This is a genomic window from Pantoea sp. R13S299 (assembly GCF_048515925.1).
Lineage (GTDB): Bacteria > Pseudomonadota > Gammaproteobacteria > Enterobacterales > Enterobacteriaceae > Pantoea.
The window spans coordinates 287,613-312,505 of the sequence record NZ_JBLYEF010000003.1; the positions used below are offsets into that span (position 1 = coordinate 287,613).

A 24,893-nucleotide genomic window follows, 5' to 3' on the forward strand; every position below is an offset into this window, starting at 1 on the left:
GCGTATGAATTTACAATTTATTCACACACTGCCGTTCAACTGACCGAAGCTGTCTGCCCCCACAAGCGCATTTACTCTAAGGCGCTGATCGTCAGGGATGACTGCGGTCATCCAGTCGCAGCTGCATAAATGTCAGATCCAGCCAGCGCCCAAATTTATTACCGACTTCTTTCATGGTGCCCACTTCAGCGAAACCCAGCTTTTTATGCAGCATAATGGATGCCCTGTTTTCTGATTCAATGCCCGCCACCATCACGTGCTTTTTGCCCTCACAGGCAAGCTGAATTAACGTCCGCATCAGGGCATCACCTATGCCTTGTCCGCGCGCGTTTTTATGAACGTAAACAGAATGCTCAACGGTGTGACGATATCCATCCCAGGGCCGCCAGTCACCATATGAAGCATATCCCAGCACGCTATCTTCATCGTCAGCGGCCACAATCACAGGAAAACCCGCCTGCTGACGACTGTGTATCCATGCGATGCGGTTAGCCACATCGACCCGGCTTTCATTCCAGATGGCCGTGGTGTTAAGTACCGCATCGTTATAGATCTCAGCAATTACATCTGCATCACTTTCATTAGCCGCACGAATAATCATAGTAGACACCCCTTTGCCCATTCACTAAAGTAGATGAATTGTACACTATGATAGTTATCCATTATGTTAGATGAAATGTCCAGCAAAGAAGACAACCTGAATATCCGTATTGGACAAAAGGTCAAAGAAGAGAGAGAAAAACGCGGCTGGTCACTGACTGAGCTGGCTGATCATTCCGGTGTTTCGCGGGCGATGATCCATAAAATTGAGCGTGGAGAGAGCAGCCCGACGGCGGTCCTGTTAGCGCGCCTCTCGGGATCTTTTGACATGAGCATCTCGCAGCTGCTGGCCCAGACCGAGGTGCAAACCGGCACGCTGGTCAGGCATGAAAACCAGCCGGTATGGCAGGATCCTGAAACCGGCTATCTGCGCCGGCACGTTTCACCAGGTGAGATGCCGGTCGATCTGGTCAGTGTCGAACTACCAGCCAATACCGCTGTGCCGATGCCCGCTATTTCCTATATTTCAAGACGCCAGTTGATATGGGTACTGGAAGGGTCATTGACGTTTGAGGCAGGGTCCAGCACTTATGAAATGGCCGCTGGGGACTGTCTGGAACTGGGCGATCCGGCTGATTGCGTCTTCAGAAATAACAGCAGCAAGGCGTGTCGATACGCCGTGATCGTCCTGCGTCCCGTCTGAGTTATTTAGCGGCATAAATATCAGGCCGCGTAATCGTCCAGATAAAGTTCTCGCGGTTAACGGGTTCATAACCGAGCTTTTCATAAAGCCAGGGCGCCGTAGTGGTACACAGCAGGATTCTGCGCAGTTTTATGAAAACCGGATGATCATGAACAGATTCCATGAGCCATCTGCTCAGCCCCTTGCCCTGATACGCTTCCAGAATATAAACATCACACAGGTAAGCGAAGGTCGCATAATCGGTAATCAATCGGGCAAACCCTATTTGTGAATCATCATCAAAGACGCCAAATGTCAGGCTGTTCTCTATGGACATGGCGACAGTATCGATATCAATACCTGCCGCCCAGGTTGAACGTGTCAGATACTGATGGATAGCCTTCTGGTCTAATTTTTTCTTGTCGGTGCTGATCAGATATGAGCTATTGCGCCATTCATATACGGTGTTCATCTTCCATTCCTTTCCCTGATTTCTAATATCGTTAAACATCAGGTTAGCCTGAACATGCTGTGACATCCCTGATCTCATATCAGATATAGCATGGCTCTGTTAGCAAGAGATCAGGATGAAAGATATTTTTAAAAATGAGGGGGCGGGAAAAGAGAAGTTGCAGAAGATGGGTAGTGGCGCTTAATTATTGCTGGCACATATCCGGGTGCATTCCAGTGCCAGGCACATGGATAAATACTCAGTCCGGCTTTTGATTTACAGCAAACAAATCACCAGCCGGACTGAGCCTGCTCAGGAAAGATTATTTCCCCAGAATCTCTCTGCGGACAATCTCTGCGCCCGCACTCAACGCATGCAGTTTGCCATTCGCAACCTGACGCGGCAGCGGGATCATGCCGCAGTTGGTTGAAGGATAGAGATTTTCAGCATCCACAAACTGCAGCGCTTTGCGCAGCGTCTCAGCCACGGCTTCAGGCGTCTCAATCTCATGGGTCGCCACGTCGATAGCACCGACCATGACTTTTTTACCGCGAATCAGCTCGATCAGATCCATCGGAACGCGCGAGTTCTGACACTCCAGTGAAACGATATCGATAGCCGAACGCTGCAGTTTTGGGAACACCTCTTCATACTGACGCCACTCGGTACCCAGCGTTTTCTTCCAGTCGGTATTCGCTTTGATGCCATAGCCGTAGCAGATGTGAACGGCGGTTTCGCACTTGAGACCTTCAATGGCACGCTCTAACGCAGCAATACCCCAGTCATTCACCTCATCGAAGAAGACGTTAAACGCAGGCTCGTCAAACTGAATGATATCCACGCCCGCGGCTTCTAACTCTTTGGCTTCCTGATTCAGGATTTTTGCGAATTCCCAGGCCAGCTTCTCGCGACTTTTATAGTGGTTGTCATAAAGGGTATCGATCATCGTCATCGGCCCCGGCAGCGCCCACTTAATAGGACGATCGGTCAGCTTACGCAGGATTTTCGCATCTTCAACAAACACGGGCTTCTGACGTGAGACTTCACCCACCACGGTCGGGACGCTGGCGTCGTAACGATTACGGATGCGAACCACTTCGCGCTTTTCGAAATCCACGCCGCTGAGGTGCTCAATAAAGGTCGTCACGAAGTGTTGACGGGTTTGCTCGCCATCACTGACGATATCGATACCGGCCCGAACCTGATCGTCCAGACACAGACGCAGTGCATCTCTTTTGCCGTCAACTAACTCGTCATCCTGCAATTTCCAGGGTGACCAGAGCACCTCTGGCTGTGCTATCCAGGAAGGTTTAGGCAGGCTGCCAGCGGTGGATGTCGGTAATAAGGTTTTCATAGCAGGTGACCTTCTATTTTTAATTAATCAAAGAACGAATTCAGCAGACCATTGCGCGAGAAGTGTCTGATTAGGCTTAATGAAATGCGCCTCAGTAAATTTGCCCTGCTCGACGGCCAGTCGGCTGCGCTCTTCGCGATCGTAAACAATGCGGGTTAACGAATAATCCTGATGCTGCAGCGTAGGCTGATAGCACTGTCCGGCTGCAGAATTCGCGTTATAAATTTCCGGGCGATAGATCTTCTGGAACGTTTCCATCGTACTGATGGTGCTGATCAGCTCAAGGTTGGTGTAATCACCGAGCAGGTCACCGTGGAAATAGAAAGCCAGAGGCGCAACGCTGCCCTGCGGCATAAAGAAACGCACTTTCAGGCCCATTTTTCCGAAATAAAAGTCGGTCAGGGAAGGCGCATCCTGCTGATATTCGATGCCCAGTACCGGATGCTGATTACCGGTGCGCACGTAGGTGTTTTTACTCGATACGCTCAGGCAGATAACCGGAGATTTACTGAAGCTCTCTTTATAGGCCGCTGAGTTCACAAAGCTTTTGAAAATATTGCCGTGCAGCTGACCAAAATCATCCGGCAGACTGAATTCTGTCTGGCCTTTGTTGTGCTCTGCCAGCACGACGCTGAAATCATAATCACGCACGTAGGATGAGAAGTTGTTGCCGACAATTCCCTCTGTGCGCTGACCAGTTTGATGATCCAAGATATGGGTTTTCAGAATTTCAATCGCCGGGAACAGCTCGTCGCTGCTTTCGGGACGCAGATTCAGCTCAGCAGAAATAATCTCAAGCTCGACTGAATAGCGATCGCTTTTTGGATTGTCCCAGTGCGCCAGCGCGTTAAAACGATTGTCGATCATCGCCAGGGCGTTATGCAGATTTTCCTGTCGTTTTTCGCCGCGCGCTAAATTAGCGAAGTTAGTCGTCGCCCGCGTATTTTTCGAAGGGTTATAGTTTTCGTCGAAACGAATGCGCTTAAGGGTAAAGGCTAAGTTTTTCATCGCTATCGGGTATCCTGGTCGCTGATATGAAAGGTTGCTTAAGGGTTATCCAGAGGTGTTATCCCTTAACAAGCATTCATATGACTCAAAGTTATTAACAATTCTTACTTTATGCCTCAACACTGAGTTGAAAAAAAGTGATTAAATTTCAACGAACATGAAGGAAATTCATGTTGAGGCAGGAAAGTGGGCTTTTTTTCATGAAGAGAGCGAGGCTTTTAACACTGGCGGTCAAATCCTTGTGTAAAAAGCCCCGCAGCAGGCGGGTTAAACTGACCGCTAGATTTTATAAAAATTATCGCACATCACTTTGTGTGCGCCTGATTTTACAGAGAGCCTGCTGGCCACCTCTTTCATCAGTTTACCCAAGCCACCGTCACACGTTGTCTGCGTCAGGCGAGATGCTGGCCCGGTCAGTGCCAGCGCCGCGATCAGTTTGTCATTTTCGCCAAACACCGGTACAGAGAACGCGGCGATATGTGGATCGCGCATACCCGACGTGAACAGCGGAAGTTCAGGTGCGGCGTCAAACAGAGGTTCGTTTAGCCCCCAGTAGCGAAGGACCTGTCCGATGGCAGAATTATCCAGCGGCAGGAAAGTACCCGGCAGGCGCGTTTCGCGCAGTCCTTCCGACGGCTCTGCCCTGAAAAGACAGAGTCGTTGCTCATTTTCAATCACATACCATGAGGCGCTTTCACCCGTCGCGGTCGCCAGAGCATGCAGTTCTGGCTGAACAATACTCGCCAGATGAAAAGACTGCTCATAGAGCTTGCCCAGATAAAGCAGTCTTGGCCCCAGAGTGTAAACGCCGTTGTCGCGGCGAATCACATAGTTCATGCGCTCAAGTGAGTTCATCAGGCGATAAACCGTCGTTTTATGGTAGCCCGACAGCTGCGCCAGGGCGGTAAGCGTCAGCGACTCCTCGCCAGGTTTGAAGCAATCCAGCAGCGCCAGCGCTTTTTCTACGGCAATTACGCCTTCATTCCCCATCGGTACGTCCTCCTGTGTGCGACGGCAGGCAGTTTACCGCGCAATTTGTGATTCACATCGTGTTTACATCACAAATGAACGCTTAACACTGGTGCGATCGGAATTAACATAGATATAGTTGTTTTATATTGTACAACATGATTGTACCTGGTAAAACGACAGAGGAATGATCTATGCCCAATGCAGAGAATACCTTCATCAATCGCGACATTACCCGTGTCGCGCCAGAGCTCGTAAAACAGGCTGCTCAGTTTCAGGCGGCAATACTCGCCGATGTGGCCGGACGTCGTGGAACGCTGCATGGCCGCATTAAACCCGTCTCCACCACAATGAAAGTCGCGGGCCCTGCTATCACCGTTGAAGTCCGTCCGGGTGATAACCTGGCTATTCACGTTGCGCTGGCAATTGCTAAACCTGGCGATGTGATTGTGGTCGATGGTAAAGGCGATATCAGCTGTGCATTGATTGGTGAGATCATGGCTACCCAGGCTGCTGCCTCTGGCATCGCCGGAATTATTATTGATGGCGCGGTGCGTGACGCGGATTCACTCAGCGCTAACGGCTTCCCGGTTTTCTCTGCAGGTCTGAATCCCTGCGGACCGACCAAGTCTGTTGCGGGACGCGTTAACTTCCCTGTTTCTGTCGCGGGTGCCGCCATTCAGCCGGGCGATCTCGTTATCGGTGATATTGATGGCGTGGTCGTTCTGCCACGTGAAGAGGTTCCTGCGCTGATCGTTTTGGCGCAGAAAAAACTGGATTTTGAGATCGGCCGCATTGCCGCCATTCGTGATGGCGACCTCCGCGCGCCGTGGTTAGAGAAAGCTCTGCATACCGCTGGCATGCTGGCCGACGGGGAGACATTGTGATGACAACCTCACGTCCCGTCATTCTGGTCACCGCTGCTGATCTGGCGCCGCAGGCGGTCAGCCTGCTGCATGCGTTCAACGTTGTTTATGCCGGCAAACAACCCGATGAAGACGCCCTGTTTCAGCTTTGCCAGCAGCATAATCCGGTGGCGATTATCGTTCGCTACGGAAAAATTAACGCCCGTATCATGGATGCCGTGCCTGCCCTGCGCGTGATTTCCAAACACGGCAGCGGCATCGACGTGATCGATCAAAAAGCCGCGGCTGAGCGTCATATTAGTGTGCAGTCCGCGCCAGGTGCCAACGCAGCGGCCGTGGCCGAGCATACCTGGGCGCTGATTCTGGCCTGCGCTAAATCGGTGATAACGCTGGATCAGCGTATGCGTCAGGGACACTGGGACAAGTCCACCCATAAGTCCGTTGAGCTGGAAGGCAGAACGCTGGGTCTGGTCGGACTGGGCGCGATTGGCGGTCGCGTTGCCCGCATTGGCCGGGCTTTTGGCATGAAAGTGCTCGCCTATGATCCCTTTGCCAAAACCTTTCCTGATGAGTGTGAATCTTCCTCTCTTGACGATCTGCTGCAGCAGGCTGATGTCATTTCGCTGCACTGTCCGCTGACCGAACAGACGCGCCAGATGATTAATGCAGAGAAACTGGCCATGTTTAAAAAAGGGGCCATTCTGGTGAACACCGCACGAGGCGGTCTCATTGATGACGATGCATTGTTAGCGGCGCTGAATAATGGCACCGTCGCCTGGGCCGCACTGGACAGCTTCCCTGCTGAACCGCTGACGGCCCCGCACATCTGGCAGAGTGTCGAGAAGGTGATTCTGTCGCCACACATTGGCGGCGTTAGCGATAACTCCTATGTGAAAATGGGCACCGTTGCGGCCAGTAATATTCTGACCGTTCTGGCAGAACCGCTGAAGAAAGCCACGCCAGTAGCCTGAGTTGCGGGTCTTTATAAGCCGACTTAATCCGTTTTAGTCGGCTTTTTGTTGCGGCCAAAAATAAGTGGTGACGGAGAGTGCGAACGGGCGAGGATAGAGAGCGAAATCTGCAACGTCATATTCTTCAGACAGGTTGATACGATGCCCTGCGTTTACGACAGCGACGCAGATTGAACGATGCCCATAAAAGGGATGATCGGGCGGCATTATGTTGTTCCTGTTAAGCGCGACTGATTTTTCAACGAGATAGATGTTAATGAGCTTGCGGAAAATGTTGCTTTTTTGATCTGTTACGGTTTAAAACTGTTATGCAGTTTTTGATCAGACCTGTTTGCTTTTAACCTCTATCTTTAAAATCCTAGGAAAAAATCATGAAACAAAAGCTCTTTGTTATTTGTTCTCTGCTTGTATTGAGTGGCTGTAGCACCATGTCTTCTAATGAAGCCATTCCTCCCTTGCAGGCTGAGACGGCAAAAATGCTGGGTCTGGGTTCTTCTGATGAAATTACTGTAACGAATGTCTCTGCCACTAATCCGGATTCGCTGGGCTCGCAGATGCTGTCTTATCGTGCAACAACTGACAAAGGCCGTACCTTCGATTGCCAGTCGCAGATGATCCCGGGGATCCTGGGGCAGGAACCTGTCGTCACAACACCGAAATGCACACCAGTTAAAGTACATAATTAAAAAAGTCCTCCCCGTCAGTTCACTGAGCGGGGAGGATTTCTTATTTGTTGTACGGAGAGTTTTCTTGTGGCAGCGACATTGATGTGTGCGGGTAGCTATATGGCTGGCGAGCAGTAGCGGAAAGCAAAAGTCGTTTTATCCTTCTTTAATAAAAACTTATTTTCGTTCACCACTGAGATGTTCATCTCCTCATTTATTGCGGGTGCTTGCCCGACGCCAGCATCGATACATTGTTGCGCCACTTTATAAGTCTTTCCCTTCTTTTCATGCAATTGCAGGACGCAGCCATGGGTATGGATCAAGGGCTGTAATTACTCGTAACGCCCCAGCTGTTTCATGAGAGTCAGGTTGTCTTCTATATGCCAGTTAGCCTGGATCTGACCTGCTTTAATCTGATAAATATCGGTGGCAAGAAAATCAACTTTCTGACCTTTGCCTTTCAGCTGATCAAATGTTCCAGTGAAGTGTCCGCGAAAGTGGAGATGCGAAACCACTCTGTCTCCCGCAACAATCATCTGCTCAACTTCACAGCTTAAATCGGGTATTGCGCTGCGAAAAGTACGCGAGGCCATTAATGCACCTTTCAGGCCTTGTTTACGACCTTCAGGCGGTGTTTTATCTATGAAGTCATTCGCCAGCGACTGCCGGGCGAAATTTTCATCACCTGTATTCCAGAATGTGGCATAACGCCTCGCGGCGTTTTCGCTTTCTGACACCCGCGCCGCTGACAGTCCGGAGTCAGCGATCAGCTTATCGGGCTTTACCAGAGTCTCCTGAGAAGAAAAAGCCGCGCTGGATGCACTCATCAGCACAAGACCCGCCAGTAATGAATAAAACATTTTTTTGGTCATAAGCGTTACCTGATCATTCAGAGCCATGGGTGGAGAAAGATTTCCGTCTGCTGGCCGGGAAATCCTTCCGGATGTGCGGTATCAGCTGATGAGTGCCCCGCCCTCGATATCAATGACGGCACCCGTAACGAATGCGTTATCAATCACGAACAGATAGCCTTTGGCGATGTCTTCTGCCCTGCCGTATGTTTTTACCGGCAGGTTTTCAGCCGCGCTATGAAGCATTTTTTCGCGTGCCGCTTCGGCCATACCTGCATGTGCTTCTGTATCAGTGAGGCCAGGACTCACCACATTCACGCGCAGCGGAGACAACTCTTTTGCGAGCACTTTGGCGGCAGACTCTATGGCGGCATTCATCGTAGTCTTCACAATGGCGCCTGCCACGGGCCGACGGGCCAGAAAACCGCTGGTCAATGTCAGTGTCCCTGCGGGTAGGATGTTTGCGCTCAGGTGCCGCGCAACATGCATGGAGCCCCAGAACTTAGTATCAAACGCCTGTCTGGCGGCGCTGAGATCTATCTGTGAAAGCGGTCCACCCGGTGCCTGCGATCCCGCTGTGAACACAATATGGTTAATTTCGCCGAGCGTTTCACTCAGCCTGATGACTTCTGATTCATTACTGACGTCCAGTACCTGCGTCGTAATGACAGCACGCGTTGCACACAGAGACTCGCGTGCAGATTCAAGCTTCTCACCGTTGCGGCCCGCAATAATCAGTTCACCGCCACGTTCGGCCAGCGAACGGGCAACCGCAAAACCAATGCCAGAAGCTCCCCCGATAATTAACGTTTTAGTGCTCATAGCTACTCCTCATGGATGTCACAGGCTGTGATAGTGGGTAAAACCGACTTCAGTTCTGACAAAGAGCGCGTCGGGGTCGTCGGGCATTTACCTTCGAAAAGTGACGCACTTTTCATAAAGACCTCTTGAAAGGTTTCAGTGAGAGAACTTTACCGACACTGGCTTTTATTGATAATGGCAGAGAAGCAATAATGACTTTTCAGGAAAGGTGAATAATGGGCAAGCTGGAAGATATGGCGCTGGTTGTCGAAGTGGCTGAAACGGGAGGTCTCTCCGCGGCCGGGAGGAGGCTTTCACTTTCACCGGCTTCGATGACAGCCAGACTGAAAGCCATTGAAGAGCGTTATAAGACCCGGCTGTTTTATCGCTCGACACGTTCCCTGACGCTCACAAAGGCAGGTGAAGAGTTTTACCATGCTGCCCTTCGCGTCCTGAATGAGGCTAAACATGCGGAATCCCTTCTGACGCAGAAAGAAGGTGTGATCGGCGGAAACATCCGTATTTCAGCTCCCTCCGACTTTGGAAGACAGTATCTCAGCCCTGCTCTGCTGGACTTTTCACGGGCTCATCCGGATGTCAGTGCATCGGTTTATCTGGGTGAGCGCGTCGAGGACCTGGTTGCCAACCGGCTCGACATGAGCATTCGCTTCGGCAACCTGCCGGACAGCAGCCTCGTAGTCAGAAATATTGCGCCTAACCACAGAGTACTGGTCGCATCAGATGACTATCTCAGGTCTGCCGGAATGCCTGACACGCCAGACAGTCTTCTCGCTCATCGCTGCCTTGCTCTGGAGGCTCACGGCGTAGTCATGAACGAGTGGCGGTTTGAGGAGAATGGCGTCAGTAAAAGCATCCGCGTGAGCCCGGCAATGACGTGTGATGACGGCGCGCTGCTGCGTCAGTGGGTACTGGCCGGAGCGGGTATCGCCTGTAAATCGTGGTGGGATGTCAAAAGGGATGTTGAGCATGGAAAGCTGAAGGTTCTGTTTAAAGAGAGCTTTATCGGGTTTAGCCGCTTCGACAGGAAAAACGTCGGGCTGCAGTTTGTTTATCCACAACGCAAGTTTCAACCGTTACAGGTTTCAGCATTCAGCGAGTTTTTCATTGGCTGGCTGAATAAAGATTAGTGCTCAGGTTGATTTAAAGGGTTCGGGGAGTTCACCTGCGGACGCGCTAATCCGCGTCTGCAGGTGAGATGACATTACTTACTGACTGCCGAAGCGTTATTTTCTACTTCGATGCTTAACTCTTTTTTACGCCCCATCACCAGCACCGCGATACCTCCGACACCACACAGGACAGCCAGAGGGATCATAGCCAGCGTATGGCTGCCGGTCGCCTGATTAATGATGCCGTAAACGTTAACCATCAATCCTCCACCGATCAGGTTCGCCATCGCGCCGATAGCCGCCAGACCTGCGGCCGCCGTAGTGGATGACATCCATCCCGATGCCAGCGCCCAGAATGGCCCTTTCATGGAGTAGGCACCGATCAATACCAGCGACAGAATGACAATGCTGCCGGTCAGACTGTTAGTGATAAAGGCCGAAAGCAGACCACCCGCAATCAGGAACAGCGTTAACGCGGTGTGCCAGCGACGCTCGCCGCTACGATCAGAACTTCTGCCCCAGACAATCATCAGAATCGATGCCAGACCATAAGGAATCGCATTCACTAAACCGGTTGTCAGATTATCCAGACCGAACGATTTAAGCAGCTGCGGAGACCAGACGCTCAGCGTTGAGCCAGCCGCAGACGCGCCCGCATAAATCAACGCCATTACCCAGATATGTTTGTGACGCAGTAACTGCCAGAGAGAGATATGACCAATCGCTTTCTTCTTCGCATTTTCAGCTTCAAGCGTACTGTTCAGCCACGCTTTTTGTTCCTCATTCAACCAGCTGGCATTAGAGGGCCGATTGCTCAGTAAAAAGAACGCTGCAATCCCCAGAATCACCGCCGGAATGCCTTCCAGGATGAATAACCAGTGCCAGCCGCGCATGCCGTACCAGCCATCCAGTGACAGAATCAGACCTGAAATCGGCGATCCGATGAAGTTCGCTGCCGGGATAGCCACCATGAAGGTTGCAATGACACGAGCACGGTATTTGCCGGGGATCCAGTACGTCAGATACAGAATCACACCAGGGAAAAATCCTGCCTCAGCGGCACCCAGTAAAAAGCGCAGGACATAGAGTGTATTGGCGCTTTCAACAAAGGCGGTACAGACCGAGATGATGCCCCATGACACCATGATGCGAGAGATCCAGATTTTTGCGCCGATCTTCTGCATGGCGAGATTGCTGGGGACTTCAAACAGGAAGTAACCGACGAAAAACAGACTGCTCGCAAAACCAAATACCGCTTTCGATAACCCCAGATCTTCGTTCATCTGCAACGAAGCCATACCAATGTTGCCGCGATCGATAATGGCAATCAGATAACAAACAATCAGGAAGGGCAAAATGCGCCAGACCACCTTCTTAACGGTCTGCTGCTCAATGTCGGCAGAGAAAGTCGTGATGTGCTGTTTTTCAGACATGATGATCCTCACAATTTTGTCATCACTTTACGCGCAATACGCAAAGCGTCTTGTTGTACTCTGTAAAACATCAATGTACTCAGTAAAACCATTATCACGATAAAAATTCATCCCCGCCGGAAGATGTAATCAGGTTGTGTTATTTGTCACAGAAAAGTATTCAGCAGTTTTAGTTTATGTGACGAGCATGTCGTTAACGGGGTTGAGTTCAGCGAATTTGTTCTGAGGGGATGAGGAGAGAACGGGGATGAGTGGGAAGATATGGGCGTCTTTTGAGATTAAATGACTGAAGAATGCATCAACGGAAACTTTCTAAGGTTCATGCCACGGCATTCCCCTGACCGAAAACGGCGAGTGACGCCTCCGTGTATTCGATAACGTAATGACTCACAGTGTATCGATGACAACCGCAGGGGATATGATGAACTACAAAATTTCCGGCCTGAAAGCCGAGCCGTTTGCTCATCTTTTTGGACAGAGCGAAAGCTATCTGAACAAACACAATGCCATACGACAAACGGTAGAGTGCTATCCTGGTTATCCTGACCGAATTTTATTGTGCGATATCCCTGTCGGCGAGAACGCTCTCCTGATCAATCACATCTATCAGCCTGCAGACACACCCTATTTTGGCACTCATGCGATTTATATCCGGGAGGGATGTACTCAACAAGGCATATACATCAATGAATTACCGGAAGTCATGCAAGGCAGAGTTCTGTCACTGCGAGCCTTTGACGAGAAGCACTTTATGATAGAGGCGGATATCGTTGAGGGGAAATCTGCTGAAAGCCTCATTGCGCAGTTTTTTAACGATCCACAGGTGAGTTATATCCAGATACATAATGCGAAACGGGGATGCTATTCCTGTTGTGCAGAGCGTTGTGAATGACCAGTCAATGCTGAAAGCCTTTCCTGTTATAAGTATCTCTCAGTTATTTTTACATCGACCGGCACTGCGCGAGTATCAGGCAGCCAGTTCGCCGTCAATGGCGGGCTGGTGAATTACTGATTACTCTGAAGCATTCGTGTGCGAAGCCGATCGGAAAGAAAAGATCCCCAAACCTGGCCATCATTCCGGCCAGGATTACCTGGAAAATCTTCTGCTGCCACCGAAACAACAGCGCTAATCCCTTTCGTCAGCCATGCCCTTTCTTATACTGGCAATAAAATTGTCGCGGATAACATCTTCGTGGCTCGCGTTCCATGCGATGCCAACCTCCCAGCTTAACGACTCACCCGTTAAAGGAATGATAACCAGTTCCGGCGGCGCAATATGCATAACACTGTACGGCACCAGGGAGACACCGATACCCGCGATGACCAGCGCAACAATAGTTTGTATATCATCGCTTAATTGAGTGGATGAGATGAAAAGACCATTGTCATGCAGAAATCGGTCGATTTGCGCATTCAGACCCCGTCCTCGCTCAGCTTGGAGCCGCAGCAGAGGCCGTTTCTTCAGCCATTCAGCAGCAAGCATGGAGGGTGACGTTGCAGGTGCAATCAGAACCAGCCGATCGGTAAACAACGGCAGGTAATCAAGCGCGACGGGTGGCGGCACTCTGACAAAACCGACCTGAAGTTCATCGTTCTGCAAAAGCTCGTACTGCTGAAATGAAGGAAGATCCGTTAGTGACATCTCTATTCCCGGATGGTCACGACGAAATTCAGCAATATAGCGTGGTGCCAGATAAAAGCTTGAGAGACCGAACCCAACGGCTACATGCCCTTCTATCCCTTTTGATACCCGCTCTGCATGATGCATAAATAACCGGGTTTGCCTGACCACTTTCTCCGCCTCTGGCAGCAAACGTCTGCCACCGGCAGTCAGTGTTGCGCCATGGCGACCGCGCGTGAAGAGTGATATTTCCACCATGGATTCAAGAAGATTGATCTGTTTGGTCAATGCTGGTTGGGAAATAAACAGCGCCCGAGCCGCGTCGGCATAATTTCCTTTTTCAGCGAGTATCAAAAAGGCCTTAAGCAAGCGGATGTTCATTTTTGCATTCCAGAAGGTTATCGAAAATGGAAATGATTTGATTATACCGTTATCGATAATCGTTATGTAATCCAGTTTCGCTTACTACTGGAGATACCCCATGAGCAAAATCACATCCTTAAAGGCTGCAACCGTGCAGTTTCAGCACCAGGCAAATAACAAAAAATACAATCTGCTAATAATGGAGAAGTTTATTGAGCAGGCCGCTATTCAGCAGGTGAAGATCCTCACTTTCCCTGAGATGTGTATCACTGGCTACTGGCATGTACCCAAGCTCTCTTCGGCCGACGTGTCTGCTCTCGCAGAACCGATCGTGGGGAGTCCTTCCCTGAAACTCATTCGTTCTCTGGCAGTAAAACATCAAATGCTGATTGGTGCCGGCTTGATTGAAAGAGCCGACGATGGCCGCCTCTACAATGCCTATGTTGCCTGTATGCCGGATGGATCCATGCAGACTCATCGCAAGCTCCATGCTTTTGAACATCCGTCAATCAGCAGCGGTGACAGCTTTACCGTTTTTGATACGCCCTGGGGTGTGAAAGTCGGCATCCTGATTTGCTGGGACAATAATCTGGTGGAGAACGTGCGAGCAACCGCATTGCTGGGTGCAGATATTCTTCTCGCGCCACATCAGACAGGCGGTACCGATTCCCGAAGCCCTTACGCGATGAAACCCATTCCGTTAGCGCTCTGGGCGGAGCGGGAAACGCGAAAGGAAGAAATTACTGCTGCGTTCAAAGGGCCAAATGGCCGGGAATGGCTGATGCGATGGCTACCTGCCCGTGCACATGACAACGGATTATTTATTCTTTTCAGTAATGGCGTAGGTGCAGATGATGACGAGGTGCGCACAGGCAATGCAATGATCCTGGATCCTTATGGGCGAATCATTAATGAAACCTGGGCAGCTGAAGATTTTATGGTAAGCGCGGAGCTGGATTTGAGTCTGCTTGCAATGAGTACAGGGCGGCGCTGGATCCATGGCCGCCGTCCTGATTTATACCAGATTCTGACACAACCGCAGGGCTATGAACGCGATGCCATTAGCGCACGATTTTCTGATGAGACACCTTAACCCGTCGCGGCTATCCGGACGCATCACTCTGCCAGAAAAATTGTCAGGGTGCGGCGTCGTAAACAACCCCGGCCTCTTTTTGATGCTGATGTGACTGACATGCGGACTATTAGCTAAAACTTCTAGCTAAAACTTCAGCCGCTGGCTTTCCCGGCGGCGATAGTTTACTCAGCGATTTTTTTGATAGGATAAGAAACGAGTGGCTTGATTTCTTTCAGCACAAACATGCTCTGCATTTCTTTAATGCCTGGCAATCTGCGCACCACTGACATTGCGAAATCAGCATAGGAGTCCAGATCCGACGCGACAACCTGTAGCAGAAAGTCGGCATCGCCACCGATGCTATAGCAGGCAACCACATCCTCCAGCGCAGTCACTTCTTCTTCGAATTTTCTGGCCTCGGCTTCACTATGACTGTCAATGACGACCCGAATGAAAACCATCACGCCCAGACCGATTTTCTTGCGGTCAAGAACAGCACGATAGCCCTGAATCACCTCTTCTTCCTCAAGCTTGCGCACTTTGCGCCAGCAGGGAGAAGCTGAGAGGTTTATCTTTTCTGCCAGGACCTGGTTAGTGACGCGAGCATCGTCCTGTAAAATCTCTAGGATTTTCATATCTGTCGGGCTAAGGGCCATAAGGGGAGATTCCTTTCGTTATTGCCGCTTTAAAGGGTTATTCTTACCTGAAAATGAGTATTGAGTAAATGATATAGGTAACAAATTCCTGCCTCATTGCGACATAATATATTTACTTTCTCAAAGCGTTATTACGAATAGCAAAAGTGGAAAACTGAATTCAGATTGAATGTATATCGCGATCTTATTTTAAATAACTCACGAGCAGGTCATTTATTTAAAGTATTAAACTCCCTCGATCTTCAAATAATATTATGGAAGGAAAAACTATGTCAGATATTGCCCAGATAATATCTTATATGACTGCACTCGGTTTAGCCGCCGCAATTCCGGGGCCGGGAATGACCGCATTAGTCGCTCGCAGCGTGAGTGGTGGCGCAGTAGCGGGCTTTACGATGCTGGCTGGCCTTATTCTCGGGGATTTGATTTATCTATCTGTTGCGGTATTTGGTCTGGCAGTAATTGCTCATAGCTATACCTCCGTCTTCACGATGATTAACTGGGCTGCTTCACTCTATTTATTCATGCTGGCATGGCAATTCTGGTCCCACCAGCCTCAGGCAATAAATATTGACCAGAAAGCGACAAAACGAGAACTGGCGTCAGCCTGGTTTTCAGGGCTGACCATCACGCTTGGGAACCCTAAGACCATCGCTTTCTATCTGGCGATACTGCCTCTGGTTATCTCTCTGGATAAGGTCTCGCTGCAGATTTGGGGATGGATTCTGGTTCCGCTTACCGTGGTCGTGCTTTTGAGTGTTGGCGCGGTTTTTATTCTGGCCGCGCTCAGAATTCGTCATCTTCTGACCAGTGCAAAAGCGCAGCGACTCCTTTTCCGTTCAGCCGGAGCCATCATGATGCTGGCCGCGGCTGGGATGGTGGTGAAGACGCTTTAAAATTCATTCCTACCTTCAGAGGATCAACTCTTCCTGAACCTGCCTGTCAGGCGCAACCACAGCCAACCCTGCACTTCGCATCTATAATTCAGTGACTCAGGCCTATGCACTCGTCCAGGTTAAGACGCTCATCATTAACAGAATTAAGGAAGCCTCATGATCTTTTCTCTTAAAAATCAGGTTGCGCTGGTTACCGGTGCCAGCTCGGGTCTCGGCTATGGCTGCGCAGAAGCACTCGCTAAAGAAGGTGCCTGTGTGGTGGTCAACTACCACAGCCAGGCGGAACCAGCCGAAGAGCTGGTTGAAAAAATTCGCGCAGACGGTGGCCGTGCCATCGCAGTGAAGGGAGATGTATCGAAAGAGGCGGACGTTGAGAATCTCTTTCACCAGACGATCGCTGAATTTGGCAGACTGGATATCCTGGTCGCGAACTCAGGACTGCAGAAAGATGCTCCTTCCATCGAGATGACGCTTGAGGAGTGGAATACCGTTCTGGACGTGAACCTGACCGGACAGTTCCTCTGCGCGCGTGCTGCGTTGCGTCAGTTCCGCAGCCAGGAGCATCGCCCGGATCTCAGCAGAGCGGTGGGTAAGATTATTCATATGAGCTCAGTTCATCAGCTCATTCCGTGGGCCGGGCACGTCAACTATGCGGCGTCAAAAGGCGGCGTCGATATGCTGATGAAAAGCCTGGCTCAGGAGGTGGGCGAAGATCGGATTCGTGTCAATGCGGTGGCACCAGGCGCTATCGCGACCGCCATCAACAAGGAAAACACCTCGGGTGAAGCAGGCAAAGAGCTGTTAAAACTCATCCCTTACGGGCGCATCGGCGCGGCTGAAGATGTCGCGAATGCTGTCGTCTGGCTTGCCAGCGATCTATCTGACTATGTTCACGGCACCACGCTGTTTATCGATGGCGGAATGAGCCTTTATCCCGGATTCCGCGACAACGGCTGAGTCATGCGGCACGGTACCAGCCTGGTGGCCGACTGATTGATAACCTGTATGCCAGAAATGTATCCGGAACGGGAAGTCCGGATTACGCATTCCCGCAGCGCTTAAAAAAAGTCAGCAGGCTGGACAGTTCACTTTGTGCCGTACTGGTTTTATTCCCGTTGAACGATAAGAGTGCCGGTTCAATCTTTAGAGTCATCCGGACTGAGTAAACGCGCACGGCAGACCTCAAGAATCTCATCAGCAAGTCCGGAACCATCCGGACAGGCACGCGAAAGCATCAGTGCACCAACAAGTTGCGCAATGGTATTTATCAGCTCTTCACGCGTGACATTTTCGGATTCTAAGACGGCAATTTGCCGTTCAATTCCGGCCGCAAACGTCTCGCGGATTGATTCAGACTGCCGGGCTGCATCGGTGCCCAGAGCCGACATCACGCACCCCTTTCCCATGTCATCGCGATGTCGCCGGGAAAGGTAGTACTCAATAAATGCTTCCCGACCCACACCTCTGGTTTTTTCTGCCGACTGAGCAAAACCGCAGCTCATCGCTTCAGCTAACAAGTCCGCTTTCGACCCAAAATGCTTGTAGAACCCGCCATGCGTTAACCCTGCGGCTGACATCAGTTCAGCGACACCTACCCCATCGTAACCACGCTCACGAAAAAGCTCTGACGCCGTTTCAACGACCCGCACCCGGTTTTCGCGTACCTGCTCTTTTGAAACTTTCATTTTTTTCCTCCTGAAACAGAGCCCAAGTATACATTGATGATGATCATAATCAAACCAGTTGACTTTAATGATTACGATCATCATCATTAGTTCATTGCTTTGAACCGCTAATCCACAGAGAGATAACCATGACCAATCAATCCTTATTTCAACCCTACGAACTGGGATCTGTAACGCTGGCGAATCGCATCGTGATGGCACCGCTGACACGTAACCGTGCCGGAGCAGGTCTGGTCCCCGGTGAACTGGCTGCGACCTATTACGCCCAGCGTGCCTCAGCAGGATTGCTGATTACCGAGGCTACGCAAATCTCAGCAGAGGCGCAGGGTTATCAGGATACGCCGGGGATCTACACCCATGCTCAGATTGAGGGCTGGCGTAACGTTACTGACGCCGTACATGCCAAAGGCGGGCGTATCTTTGTCCAGTTATGGCACACAGGTCGAATCTCGCATGTCGATTTACAACCAGGTGGAGCCGCCCCGGGCGCGCCGTCAGCCATCCGTGCAGAGACCAAAACTTTCGTAAACAACCGTTTTGAGGATGTTTCAGAACCCCGAGCGCTTGAGCAGCACGAGATAAAAGTGATTGTCGCCGATTTCAGAAAGGCTTCAGCCAATGCGATTGCCGCCGGGTTTGATGGTGTAGAAATACATGGTGCCAATGGCTACCTGCTGGAGCAGTTTCTGAAAGATGGTGCCAATCAGCGAACCGATGAATATGGCGGGTCTGTAGAGAATCGTGCACGCCTGCTGCTGGAAGTCGTAGAGGCCGTTACCGATGAGATCGGCGCAGAACGTACAGGCGTTCGCATCTCACCCGTCTCACCCGCTAATGCGATTTCATGCAGCGATCCGCAGCCACAATATGATTACCTGACAGAGCAACTTGATGCTTCAGGTATCACCTATCTGCACGTCGTTGAGGGCGCGACAGGGGGGCCCCGTGATGCATCACCGTTCGATTACGCCTCACTGCGCCGCCGCTTCAAAAACACTTACATCGGTAACAATGGCTATGACCTGACGCTGGCGTCTGACCATCTTGCACAGAACAAAGCCGATTTGTTTGCGTTCGGCCGCCCCTTCATTTCTAACCCCGATTTAGTTGAAAGACTGAAGACGGGGGCGCCTCTGGCCCCTCTCAATCCCGAAACACTTTATGGCGGTGGTGCGCAGGGCTACACCGATTATCCAGCGCTTAGCAGTAACAGCTGATTAATCACAGGATTTCACGGTTAACGCTACGTCGCTGAAACCGACTTTTACCCAATAAATGAAGAAGATAAAATCATGACTAATGCTTCAGTCCTCATTACAGGCGCATCAACAGGTATTGGTGCTGTGTACGCTGAACGATTTGCGCGTCGTGGACATGACCTTGTTCTGGTCGCTCGCGACAACACGAAATTAGAGGCACTTGCCGCACGACTGCGACAGGAAAACAGTATTTCCGTCGATGTTCTGCCTGCCGACCTTACGCAAGCGAGTGATTTAGCCGCCGTTGAAGCGCGTCTTCGGGAAGACACGCGGATAGGCATTCTTATCAATAATGCAGGTATCGCTCAGTCCGGCAGTTTTACCGAGCAGACACCTGATTCCATTGAACGGCTTATCGCACTTAACGTCACTGCCCTGACGAGACTGGCCAGCGCTGCGGCTCCTCGTTTTGCAGACGCCGGAGAAGGTTCGATCGTCAATATCAGTTCAATCGTCGGACTCGCCCCGGAATTTGCAATGACGGTTTACGGTGCAACCAAAGCCTTTGTTCTTTTCCTGTCGCAGGGAATGAACGTTGAGCTGTCATCAAAGGGTATTTATGTCCAGGCAGTGCTCCCCGCGGGTACCTACACCGAAATCTGGGATCGTGCCGGCATCGATATCAGTAACTCTGCAAAAATGATGGAAGTGGGCGAACTGGTTGACGCTGCTCTGGCGGGTTTTGACCGCCGCGAACTCGTGACGATTCCGCCTTTACATAAAGCTGAGCGCTGGGATGTGCTTGATGCCTCCCGTCAGGGTCTGTTGTCTGACATCAGACAGGCAGAGGCCGCTGAGCGATACAAAACGCGTTAGTTAAGACCTGCTCAGCAGAATGCCCTCAGGGGGTTCTGCTGAGAGATAAATCGATGACTAATCAGTTATTGCGGTCTCTTCTCTGAAGGGAAATCCGAACCCACTTACAAGAGCGTACTCAGAATGAGCCAAAAACGTGTAGCACTGGTGACCGGCGCATCTTCAGGTATTGGTGAAGCCTCTGCGAACAGACTTTTAGCAGCGGGTTATAAAGTGTATGGCACCAGCCGTCGTGGTCCACAGGCGGGTAAACAGCTCTTTCCATTACTCACTCTTGATGTGACTGACGACGCTTCGGTAGAGGCTGCTATTAACGAATTGATGGAGCTTGAGGGTCGAATAGACCTGCTGGTGAACAATGCAGGCTTTGGCGTCGCTCCGGCAGCGGCGGAAGAGAGTTCTGTCGAACAGGCGAAGCATATCTTCGACACAAATTTCATGGGTATCGTCAGGCTGACACGCGCCGCACTGCCTCACATGCGTCGTCAGGGCAGCGGGCGCATCATTAATATCGGTTCAATTCTGGGGGTCGTGCCACTGCCCTATGTCGCACTCTATGCGGCCAGTAAACATGCGGTCGAGGGGTATACAGGGGCACTTGATCATGAACTGCGTACCCAGGGCATCAGGGTTTCTGTCATTGAGCCGGCATACATAAAAACGCAGTTTGAAGCCCATAATATCGAACCGGATGCGAAGCTTGAAGAGTATGAACTTATCCGGGCTAAGTTGAAGAAAGTGGTCGGTAAGGCTATGGCTGAAGCGGAAAGTCCGGAGGTCGTCGCTGCGGTGGTGGTTAAAGCTGCCCAGTCCGCACGGCCAAAAATACGCTACACGGCGGGAACGCTCGCAGCAAAACTGAATTTCGTACTCCGGTTTGCGCCCGCAACCCTGCTGGATAAAGTCGTGCGGAATAGCCTTCAGCTTGATACGAGACCTTAAAAATGAAATTTGCGCGACAGGCTACGGTCTGGATGTTATTGCACAGGATGAATAAATGAAAACCAGGACGATGAAAGCTTTTACGTTTAAACGCTACGGAAAATCACCTGAGCTGGGGTTTGAAAATGTGGATTCCCCTTCCCCCGGTGCCGATGAAATCCTGGTGAAAGTTTATGCTGTGGGTCTGAATCCGATAGACAACATGATCCCTACGGGAATATTCAAACCGGTTTTGCATTTTAAACTTCCGGCAACTCTTGGCAGTGATCTGGCGGGTGTGGTTATCGCAACAGGAAGTCGGGTGACGCGTTTTAGTCCGGGTGATGAAGTTTTCGCCAGCATTTTCGACCGGGGCATTGGCTCACTGGCCGAGTTTGCACGGGTCCCTGAAAGTCTCGCGGCCCTCAAACCTGAAAATCTGGATTTCGTTCAGGCTGCTTCGCTCCCGATGGTCAGCCTCACCGCCTGGCAGGCTTTCACTGATAGAGCCCGTTTACGGCCAGGGCAGAGGGTGTTCATTCCGGCAGGTTCGGGAGGAATTGGCAGCATGGCGATTCAGCTGGCGAAACATCTTGGCGCAAAGGTCGCGACGACGACCAGTTCAGCTAATGTGGAGTGGGTCAGTCAGCTGGGCGCAGATAAAGTGGTTGACTATAAAAAGCAGGAATTCGAAAACGTGCTGAGTGGCTACGATCTTGTCCTCGGCACGCTTCGGGGGGATTCGATTGAGAAATCCATGGAAATCCTCAAACCGGGTGGAAAAATAGTCTCACTGACCGGGCCTTTAGACGTTAATTTCGCGCGCAACAGACAGCTTAATATCGTCCTGCGGATGATATTTGGCCTCATGAGCCGCAGGATTTTGCGATTGTCGAAAAAGCGCGGCCTGGATTATTCTTTTCTTTTTGTTCGTCCTGATGGCAATCAGCTGAGCGAGATTGGCAAATTGATAGAAGCTGGGAAAATCAAGCCGGTGATTGATCGGGTGTTCCCTTTTGCAGAAACTCAGGATGCTCTTCAGTGGCTTCAACAGGGGCATGCTAAAGGTAAGGTCGTGGTTAAAATTCATGAGGAATAACTGCCGGGGTTTACATCAGAAGCGGAAATAATCATTAACGCTTGGCGGTAACGTCTGAAATCCGGGTGCCGGGCCTGCTAACTCAGTACCTGCTCTCCATGTTCCACCTCCCTCATGTGCACTGTGCTAATGTTGACGTAATACAGATTCCGCTCTGAGGATTACAACATGTCTCCCTTTTATCAACTCACGGCCACCAGCCTGAATGGCCAGCCTGTCCCGATGGCCGACTACGCTGGTAAGGTGGTGCTGGTCGTTAACACCGCCAGCCATTGTGGATTCACGCCACAGTACGCAGGCCTTGAAACACTCTACAAAAAGTATGCCGATCAGGGGTTGGTGGTGCTGGGTTTCCCCTGCAACCAGTTCGGTAAGCAGGAACCCGGCGGAGCCGATGAGATCGCGCAGACCTGCCACATCAACTACGGAGTGAGTTTTCCGATGTTTGGCAAAGTGGACGTCAATGGCACCTCAACGCACCCGATTTTTCATTACCTGAAAGATGAATTACCCGGCGTTTTGGGTAGTCGTATTAAGTGGAACTTCACTAAGTTCCTGATTGGGCGCGACGGCAAACCACTCAAACGATTCGCCCCGACCACCACTCCGGAGAAAATGGAAGCAACCATTCTTGCTGCCCTTTGACGGCATAACATTGGCTGGTAACCATCAACCAGGAGGATGAATTAACGATGTTGAGGATCCGACATTTATTATCCCTCGTGCCCTTTTCGCTCGGGATATTTCGCCTGCCGGTATCGGCGAATACTCAGATTCTCCTCACCCAACAACTTGCTGCCGGCGAAAGCCAGAATGGTCTGGATGGATAAAGCGGTTCACCTGATGGTCAGAATGGCAGGAAAGGCGTTTCTGGCACCGATTGTCTTAATGGCGGCAACGCGGGCTCTGGCGGGGCTGTAGGTCTGGGTGGTCGCGGAGGCAGTAATGGAGGCCAGAACGGAATTCCGGGGATGAGCGGCACTTAGACGTCAAAGTCAGTCCTGCTGTTCCGGGATTAATGGGGCAGCTAACTCTTTACCTGGGCATACGTTATTCCGACAGTCATCAGCCAGTCCATTGCGTACCCGATACTCATCAACCATCACATTAGTGCTACTCCGTTATTAAATTCTTTTTTATTCATACGGGAGCGAATAGGTTATCTGTTCATTTACTTTATGAAGAGAGAATAATATGCCGGTTTTACACACAGAGTATGGCGATATTGATTATCAGGATACAGGCTCAGGCGACACGACGTTGTTCCTTATGCCTGGATGGTGCCAGCCAAAAACCGTTTTTGAAGATTTCACTAAACTGGCTGCCGTTGACTTCCGCGTTGTCACGATAGACTGGCGTGGACATGGAAAATCATCGACCAACGGTCAGGATTTTGACGGTGCAGCGTTATTATCCGATGCTCTGACGCTTATTGAACATCTTGGCCTGACCCGGATAGTGCCTGTTGCCGTTGCTCACGCCAGTTGGATATCTATTGATCTGGTGGAAAGTTTAAAAAATCGCATACCTGCTGTGATATTTCTTGATTGGATCATGAATGAGCCTGAGCCTGAATTTTTCGATTTGATCAGGGACATGCAAAAGGAGGAAAGCTGGCAACCTGCACGAGATGCCCTCTACGAATACTGGCTGGCAGAGAGTGACTCTCCCGTAATGATCCATCATCTGAAAACGGAGATGGCTGAATCCAGCTATCAGCTTTGGCGTCTTGCTGGTCAGGTCATTGCTGATGCCTACCATAAATATGGTTCGCCACTCCAGCGTCTCGAAAAGCTCAAAAATCCTCCTCAGGCTACCCACATCTACTCCCTGGACAGAAGCGATAATTACCTTGCTCTTCAAGAATGTTTTTCCGGGAAACATGATTTCTTTCAAGTGAGGCGGTTAGAGAAGGCCAGAACGCATCTGGCCGTGCTTGAAAGACCGGAAGATGTGCTGGAAGAAATAATGAAAGTGCTTTGAATGTTTTGGTTCGCTGCGTGACAAGTGGACTTTTGCACTTTTGGCAGCAGCGAATGCAAATTGTTACCTGCGATCCAGGTATGAGTCGGATTGTCGCGGATTCGGGAAATAACCTCGCCTGCTTCATCTCTGATGGGAATCCATCAGGTCTGATTAATACAATCAGCGCAATGCCTTTGAGAAACAGACAGCTTCTGACCTGCCTATGTAGGGGCCGTAATTTTCAATAGAAATATAACCATTTTTCTTGTAGAAATTTACAGCCCGATAGTTGATGTGTCGGGTTTCCAGCCTAAGCTCGGTATATCCCATCTCTTTTGCAGATTGTTCAAGAAAAGTGAGTAAAGCACAGCCAATCCCAGCCACACTTCGGTCTGAAAACATTCTCTTAAGCTCGGCTATATTTTGCGTTAAAGGCCGTATAGCACCGCATCCTACCGGTTTACCTTCAAAATTCTTTGCTAATGCCCATAAAGCTTTGTCATCACTCATTGCTTCAACGATGAAATTGCTTTTGCCGCTATCACCTGTAATAGCGGCAAGTTCTGCTGATAGCAATTCGATTAAGTGATTAGATTCTGAAGAAAATGGAACTGATTTCTCTACTGTTATCATGGCCATACCCTTCTCAGGATGAATATAACCAGCATAAAGCATCCGGCTAAGGAAAGCAGCAGTCCAAAAAGGATGATGGGAAAACGCTATTCCCAAACCATCCCTGGGGTGGCATGTCTGCAACTCGCTCAAACCGAACGTGAGTCTGACCCGTTTTATATTTGATATTCCGCAAATATAAAC

28 protein-coding genes are annotated in these 24,893 nt (G+C 50.5%); 15 read left to right on the plus strand and 13 right to left on the minus strand.

The genetic code is table 11. From position 1 onward, the window contains the following. Positions 1-91: 91 nt before the first annotated feature. Positions 92-601: an N-acetyltransferase family protein gene (locus ACN1CO_RS15720; protein WP_419139748.1), complete on the minus strand. Its 510-nt coding sequence runs from the start codon at positions 599-601 to the stop codon at positions 92-94. Between the two features lie 63 nt (positions 602-664). Between ACN1CO_RS15720 and ACN1CO_RS15725 the strand changes: the two genes are divergently transcribed. After that, complete coding sequence (locus ACN1CO_RS15725; RefSeq protein WP_419139749.1) at positions 665-1,243, plus strand: helix-turn-helix domain-containing protein; 579 nt, start codon at positions 665-667, stop codon at positions 1,241-1,243. A 1-nt stretch (position 1,244) separates the two neighbouring features. Here ACN1CO_RS15725 and ACN1CO_RS15730 read toward each other — a convergent pair whose 3' ends face one another. The 4 genes from ACN1CO_RS15730 to ACN1CO_RS15745 form a co-directional block, all read right to left on the minus strand. Further along, complete coding sequence (locus tag ACN1CO_RS15730; RefSeq protein ID WP_419139750.1) at positions 1,245-1,694, minus strand: GNAT family N-acetyltransferase; 450 nt, start codon at positions 1,692-1,694, stop codon at positions 1,245-1,247. Positions 1,695-1,995: 301 nt separating this feature from the next. After that, positions 1,996-3,027 carry a methionine synthase gene (locus ACN1CO_RS15735; protein ID WP_136196319.1) on the minus strand — a complete coding sequence of 344 codons (1,032 nt, stop codon included), beginning with the start codon at positions 3,025-3,027 and terminating at the stop codon, positions 1,996-1,998. 27 nt (positions 3,028-3,054) lie between these two features. Beyond that, complete coding sequence (locus ACN1CO_RS15740) at positions 3,055-4,035, minus strand: DUF1852 domain-containing protein (RefSeq protein ID WP_419139751.1); 981 nt, start codon at positions 4,033-4,035, stop codon at positions 3,055-3,057. 279 nt (positions 4,036-4,314) lie between these two features. Next, positions 4,315-5,025 (minus strand): IclR family transcriptional regulator, encoded by a 711-nt coding sequence (locus ACN1CO_RS15745; protein WP_419139752.1) that lies wholly within the window; start codon positions 5,023-5,025, stop codon positions 4,315-4,317. Positions 5,026-5,198: 173 nt separating this feature from the next. Here ACN1CO_RS15745 and ACN1CO_RS15750 point away from each other — a divergent pair, with 173 nt between their 5' ends. Both ACN1CO_RS15750 and ACN1CO_RS15755 read left to right on the plus strand, forming a co-directional pair. Then, the gene (locus tag ACN1CO_RS15750; RefSeq protein WP_419139753.1) at positions 5,199-5,891 is read left to right on the plus strand and encodes an RraA family protein; all 693 of its coding nucleotides are present in this window, start codon (positions 5,199-5,201) and stop codon (positions 5,889-5,891) included. Continuing rightward, entirely contained in the window at positions 5,891-6,841 is a 951-nt protein-coding gene (locus ACN1CO_RS15755; RefSeq protein WP_419139754.1) for a hydroxyacid dehydrogenase, read from the plus strand. The genes ACN1CO_RS15750 and ACN1CO_RS15755 overlap by 1 nt, the downstream gene beginning before the upstream one ends. A gap of 33 nt (positions 6,842-6,874) precedes the next feature. Here the strand turns inward: ACN1CO_RS15755 and ACN1CO_RS15760 are convergent, their stop codons facing one another. Next, positions 6,875-7,048 carry a hypothetical protein gene (locus ACN1CO_RS15760; RefSeq protein ID WP_419139755.1) on the minus strand — a complete coding sequence of 58 codons (174 nt, stop codon included), beginning with the start codon at positions 7,046-7,048 and terminating at the stop codon, positions 6,875-6,877. Between the two features lie 164 nt (positions 7,049-7,212). On the opposite strand from ACN1CO_RS15760, the gene ACN1CO_RS15765 reads away from it, so the two are divergent. Continuing rightward, on the plus strand, positions 7,213-7,527 hold the full coding sequence (locus ACN1CO_RS15765; RefSeq protein WP_419139756.1) for a hypothetical protein: 315 nt from the start codon (positions 7,213-7,215) through the stop codon (positions 7,525-7,527). A gap of 311 nt (positions 7,528-7,838) precedes the next feature. On the opposite strand, the gene ACN1CO_RS15770 is transcribed toward ACN1CO_RS15765, so the two are convergent. Then, positions 7,839-8,378, minus strand: a complete 540-nt coding sequence (locus ACN1CO_RS15770) for an ester cyclase (protein ID WP_419139757.1) — start codon at positions 8,376-8,378, stop codon at positions 7,839-7,841. 81 nt (positions 8,379-8,459) lie between these two features. Beyond that, on the minus strand, positions 8,460-9,179 hold the full coding sequence (locus tag ACN1CO_RS15775) for an SDR family oxidoreductase (protein ID WP_419139758.1): 720 nt from the start codon (positions 9,177-9,179) through the stop codon (positions 8,460-8,462). A 215-nt stretch (positions 9,180-9,394) separates the two neighbouring features. On the opposite strand from ACN1CO_RS15775, the gene ACN1CO_RS15780 reads away from it, so the two are divergent. Further along, positions 9,395-10,306, plus strand: coding sequence for a LysR family transcriptional regulator (locus ACN1CO_RS15780; RefSeq protein WP_419139759.1), 912 nt, complete (start codon positions 9,395-9,397; stop codon positions 10,304-10,306). A gap of 74 nt (positions 10,307-10,380) precedes the next feature. Here the strand turns inward: ACN1CO_RS15780 and ACN1CO_RS15785 are convergent, their stop codons facing one another. Beyond that, complete coding sequence (locus tag ACN1CO_RS15785; RefSeq protein WP_419139760.1) at positions 10,381-11,721, minus strand: MFS transporter; 1,341 nt, start codon at positions 11,719-11,721, stop codon at positions 10,381-10,383. A 421-nt stretch (positions 11,722-12,142) separates the two neighbouring features. Between ACN1CO_RS15785 and ACN1CO_RS15790 the strand changes: the two genes are divergently transcribed. Then, entirely contained in the window at positions 12,143-12,613 is a 471-nt protein-coding gene (locus ACN1CO_RS15790; protein WP_419139988.1) for a DUF1203 domain-containing protein, read from the plus strand. A 234-nt stretch (positions 12,614-12,847) separates the two neighbouring features. Here the strand turns inward: ACN1CO_RS15790 and ACN1CO_RS15795 are convergent, their stop codons facing one another. Continuing rightward, positions 12,848-13,723, minus strand: coding sequence for a LysR family transcriptional regulator (locus ACN1CO_RS15795; RefSeq protein WP_419139761.1), 876 nt, complete (start codon positions 13,721-13,723; stop codon positions 12,848-12,850). Between the two features lie 100 nt (positions 13,724-13,823). Here ACN1CO_RS15795 and ACN1CO_RS15800 point away from each other — a divergent pair, with 100 nt between their 5' ends. Continuing rightward, positions 13,824-14,798 carry a nitrilase family protein gene (locus tag ACN1CO_RS15800; protein WP_419139762.1) on the plus strand — a complete coding sequence of 325 codons (975 nt, stop codon included), beginning with the start codon at positions 13,824-13,826 and terminating at the stop codon, positions 14,796-14,798. 164 nt (positions 14,799-14,962) lie between these two features. Here ACN1CO_RS15800 and ACN1CO_RS15805 read toward each other — a convergent pair whose 3' ends face one another. Next, entirely contained in the window at positions 14,963-15,436 is a 474-nt protein-coding gene (locus ACN1CO_RS15805) for an Lrp/AsnC family transcriptional regulator (protein WP_419139763.1), read from the minus strand. Positions 15,437-15,705: 269 nt separating this feature from the next. Here ACN1CO_RS15805 and ACN1CO_RS15810 point away from each other — a divergent pair, with 269 nt between their 5' ends. Both ACN1CO_RS15810 and ACN1CO_RS15815 read left to right on the plus strand, forming a co-directional pair. Next, on the plus strand, positions 15,706-16,332 hold the full coding sequence (locus tag ACN1CO_RS15810) for a LysE family translocator (RefSeq protein ID WP_419139764.1): 627 nt from the start codon (positions 15,706-15,708) through the stop codon (positions 16,330-16,332). A gap of 156 nt (positions 16,333-16,488) precedes the next feature. Then, the gene (locus ACN1CO_RS15815; RefSeq protein ID WP_419139765.1) at positions 16,489-17,289 is read left to right on the plus strand and encodes an SDR family oxidoreductase; all 801 of its coding nucleotides are present in this window, start codon (positions 16,489-16,491) and stop codon (positions 17,287-17,289) included. 179 nt (positions 17,290-17,468) lie between these two features. Here the strand turns inward: ACN1CO_RS15815 and ACN1CO_RS15820 are convergent, their stop codons facing one another. After that, positions 17,469-18,017, minus strand: a complete 549-nt coding sequence (locus tag ACN1CO_RS15820; RefSeq protein WP_419139989.1) for a TetR/AcrR family transcriptional regulator — start codon at positions 18,015-18,017, stop codon at positions 17,469-17,471. Between the two features lie 128 nt (positions 18,018-18,145). On the opposite strand from ACN1CO_RS15820, the gene ACN1CO_RS15825 reads away from it, so the two are divergent. From ACN1CO_RS15825 to ACN1CO_RS15850, 6 genes are all read left to right on the plus strand, one after another. Continuing rightward, the gene (locus ACN1CO_RS15825; protein ID WP_419139766.1) at positions 18,146-19,234 is read left to right on the plus strand and encodes an alkene reductase; all 1,089 of its coding nucleotides are present in this window, start codon (positions 18,146-18,148) and stop codon (positions 19,232-19,234) included. Positions 19,235-19,309: 75 nt separating this feature from the next. After that, a complete protein-coding gene (locus ACN1CO_RS15830; RefSeq protein WP_419139767.1) occupies positions 19,310-20,092 on the plus strand; it encodes an SDR family NAD(P)-dependent oxidoreductase in 783 nt (260 codons plus the stop codon). Between the two features lie 123 nt (positions 20,093-20,215). Beyond that, positions 20,216-21,034: an oxidoreductase gene (locus ACN1CO_RS15835; protein ID WP_419139768.1), complete on the plus strand. Its 819-nt coding sequence runs from the start codon at positions 20,216-20,218 to the stop codon at positions 21,032-21,034. Positions 21,035-21,089: 55 nt separating this feature from the next. Further along, positions 21,090-22,112, plus strand: coding sequence for an NADP-dependent oxidoreductase (locus ACN1CO_RS15840; protein WP_419139769.1), 1,023 nt, complete (start codon positions 21,090-21,092; stop codon positions 22,110-22,112). A 168-nt stretch (positions 22,113-22,280) separates the two neighbouring features. Next, positions 22,281-22,757: a glutathione peroxidase gene (locus ACN1CO_RS15845; RefSeq protein ID WP_419139770.1), complete on the plus strand. Its 477-nt coding sequence runs from the start codon at positions 22,281-22,283 to the stop codon at positions 22,755-22,757. Between the two features lie 549 nt (positions 22,758-23,306). Next, a complete protein-coding gene (locus ACN1CO_RS15850; RefSeq protein WP_419139771.1) occupies positions 23,307-24,095 on the plus strand; it encodes an alpha/beta fold hydrolase in 789 nt (262 codons plus the stop codon). A gap of 162 nt (positions 24,096-24,257) precedes the next feature. On the opposite strand, the gene ACN1CO_RS15855 is transcribed toward ACN1CO_RS15850, so the two are convergent. Next, entirely contained in the window at positions 24,258-24,806 is a 549-nt protein-coding gene (locus ACN1CO_RS15855) for a GNAT family N-acetyltransferase (protein ID WP_419139772.1), read from the minus strand. Positions 24,807-24,893: the final 87 nt, after the last annotated feature.

Coding starts and splice junctions, on each gene's coding strand:
- ACN1CO_RS15720 (WP_419139748.1), bottom strand. CDS start 601: ATGATTATTCGTGCGGCTAATGAAAGTGATGCAGATGTAATTGCTGAG.
- ACN1CO_RS15725 (WP_419139749.1), top strand. CDS start 665: ATGTTAGATGAAATGTCCAGCAAAGAAGACAACCTGAATATCCGTATT.
- ACN1CO_RS15730 (WP_419139750.1), bottom strand. CDS start 1,694: ATGAACACCGTATATGAATGGCGCAATAGCTCATATCTGATCAGCACC.
- ACN1CO_RS15735 (WP_136196319.1), bottom strand. CDS start 3,027: ATGAAAACCTTATTACCGACATCCACCGCTGGCAGCCTGCCTAAACCT.
- ACN1CO_RS15740 (WP_419139751.1), bottom strand. CDS start 4,035: ATGAAAAACTTAGCCTTTACCCTTAAGCGCATTCGTTTCGACGAAAAC.
- ACN1CO_RS15745 (WP_419139752.1), bottom strand. CDS start 5,025: ATGGGGAATGAAGGCGTAATTGCCGTAGAAAAAGCGCTGGCGCTGCTG.
- ACN1CO_RS15750 (WP_419139753.1), top strand. CDS start 5,199: ATGCCCAATGCAGAGAATACCTTCATCAATCGCGACATTACCCGTGTC.
- ACN1CO_RS15755 (WP_419139754.1), top strand. CDS start 5,891: ATGACAACCTCACGTCCCGTCATTCTGGTCACCGCTGCTGATCTGGCG.
- ACN1CO_RS15760 (WP_419139755.1), bottom strand. CDS start 7,048: ATGCCGCCCGATCATCCCTTTTATGGGCATCGTTCAATCTGCGTCGCT.
- ACN1CO_RS15765 (WP_419139756.1), top strand. CDS start 7,213: ATGAAACAAAAGCTCTTTGTTATTTGTTCTCTGCTTGTATTGAGTGGC.
- ACN1CO_RS15770 (WP_419139757.1), bottom strand. CDS start 8,378: ATGACCAAAAAAATGTTTTATTCATTACTGGCGGGTCTTGTGCTGATG.
- ACN1CO_RS15775 (WP_419139758.1), bottom strand. CDS start 9,179: ATGAGCACTAAAACGTTAATTATCGGGGGAGCTTCTGGCATTGGTTTT.
- ACN1CO_RS15780 (WP_419139759.1), top strand. CDS start 9,395: ATGGGCAAGCTGGAAGATATGGCGCTGGTTGTCGAAGTGGCTGAAACG.
- ACN1CO_RS15785 (WP_419139760.1), bottom strand. CDS start 11,721: ATGTCTGAAAAACAGCACATCACGACTTTCTCTGCCGACATTGAGCAG.
- ACN1CO_RS15790 (WP_419139988.1), top strand. CDS start 12,143: ATGAACTACAAAATTTCCGGCCTGAAAGCCGAGCCGTTTGCTCATCTT.
- ACN1CO_RS15795 (WP_419139761.1), bottom strand. CDS start 13,723: ATGAACATCCGCTTGCTTAAGGCCTTTTTGATACTCGCTGAAAAAGGA.
- ACN1CO_RS15800 (WP_419139762.1), top strand. CDS start 13,824: ATGAGCAAAATCACATCCTTAAAGGCTGCAACCGTGCAGTTTCAGCAC.
- ACN1CO_RS15805 (WP_419139763.1), bottom strand. CDS start 15,436: ATGGCCCTTAGCCCGACAGATATGAAAATCCTAGAGATTTTACAGGAC.
- ACN1CO_RS15810 (WP_419139764.1), top strand. CDS start 15,706: ATGTCAGATATTGCCCAGATAATATCTTATATGACTGCACTCGGTTTA.
- ACN1CO_RS15815 (WP_419139765.1), top strand. CDS start 16,489: ATGATCTTTTCTCTTAAAAATCAGGTTGCGCTGGTTACCGGTGCCAGC.
- ACN1CO_RS15820 (WP_419139989.1), bottom strand. CDS start 18,017: ATGAAAGTTTCAAAAGAGCAGGTACGCGAAAACCGGGTGCGGGTCGTT.
- ACN1CO_RS15825 (WP_419139766.1), top strand. CDS start 18,146: ATGACCAATCAATCCTTATTTCAACCCTACGAACTGGGATCTGTAACG.
- ACN1CO_RS15830 (WP_419139767.1), top strand. CDS start 19,310: ATGACTAATGCTTCAGTCCTCATTACAGGCGCATCAACAGGTATTGGT.
- ACN1CO_RS15835 (WP_419139768.1), top strand. CDS start 20,216: ATGAGCCAAAAACGTGTAGCACTGGTGACCGGCGCATCTTCAGGTATT.
- ACN1CO_RS15840 (WP_419139769.1), top strand. CDS start 21,090: ATGAAAACCAGGACGATGAAAGCTTTTACGTTTAAACGCTACGGAAAA.
- ACN1CO_RS15845 (WP_419139770.1), top strand. CDS start 22,281: ATGTCTCCCTTTTATCAACTCACGGCCACCAGCCTGAATGGCCAGCCT.
- ACN1CO_RS15850 (WP_419139771.1), top strand. CDS start 23,307: ATGCCGGTTTTACACACAGAGTATGGCGATATTGATTATCAGGATACA.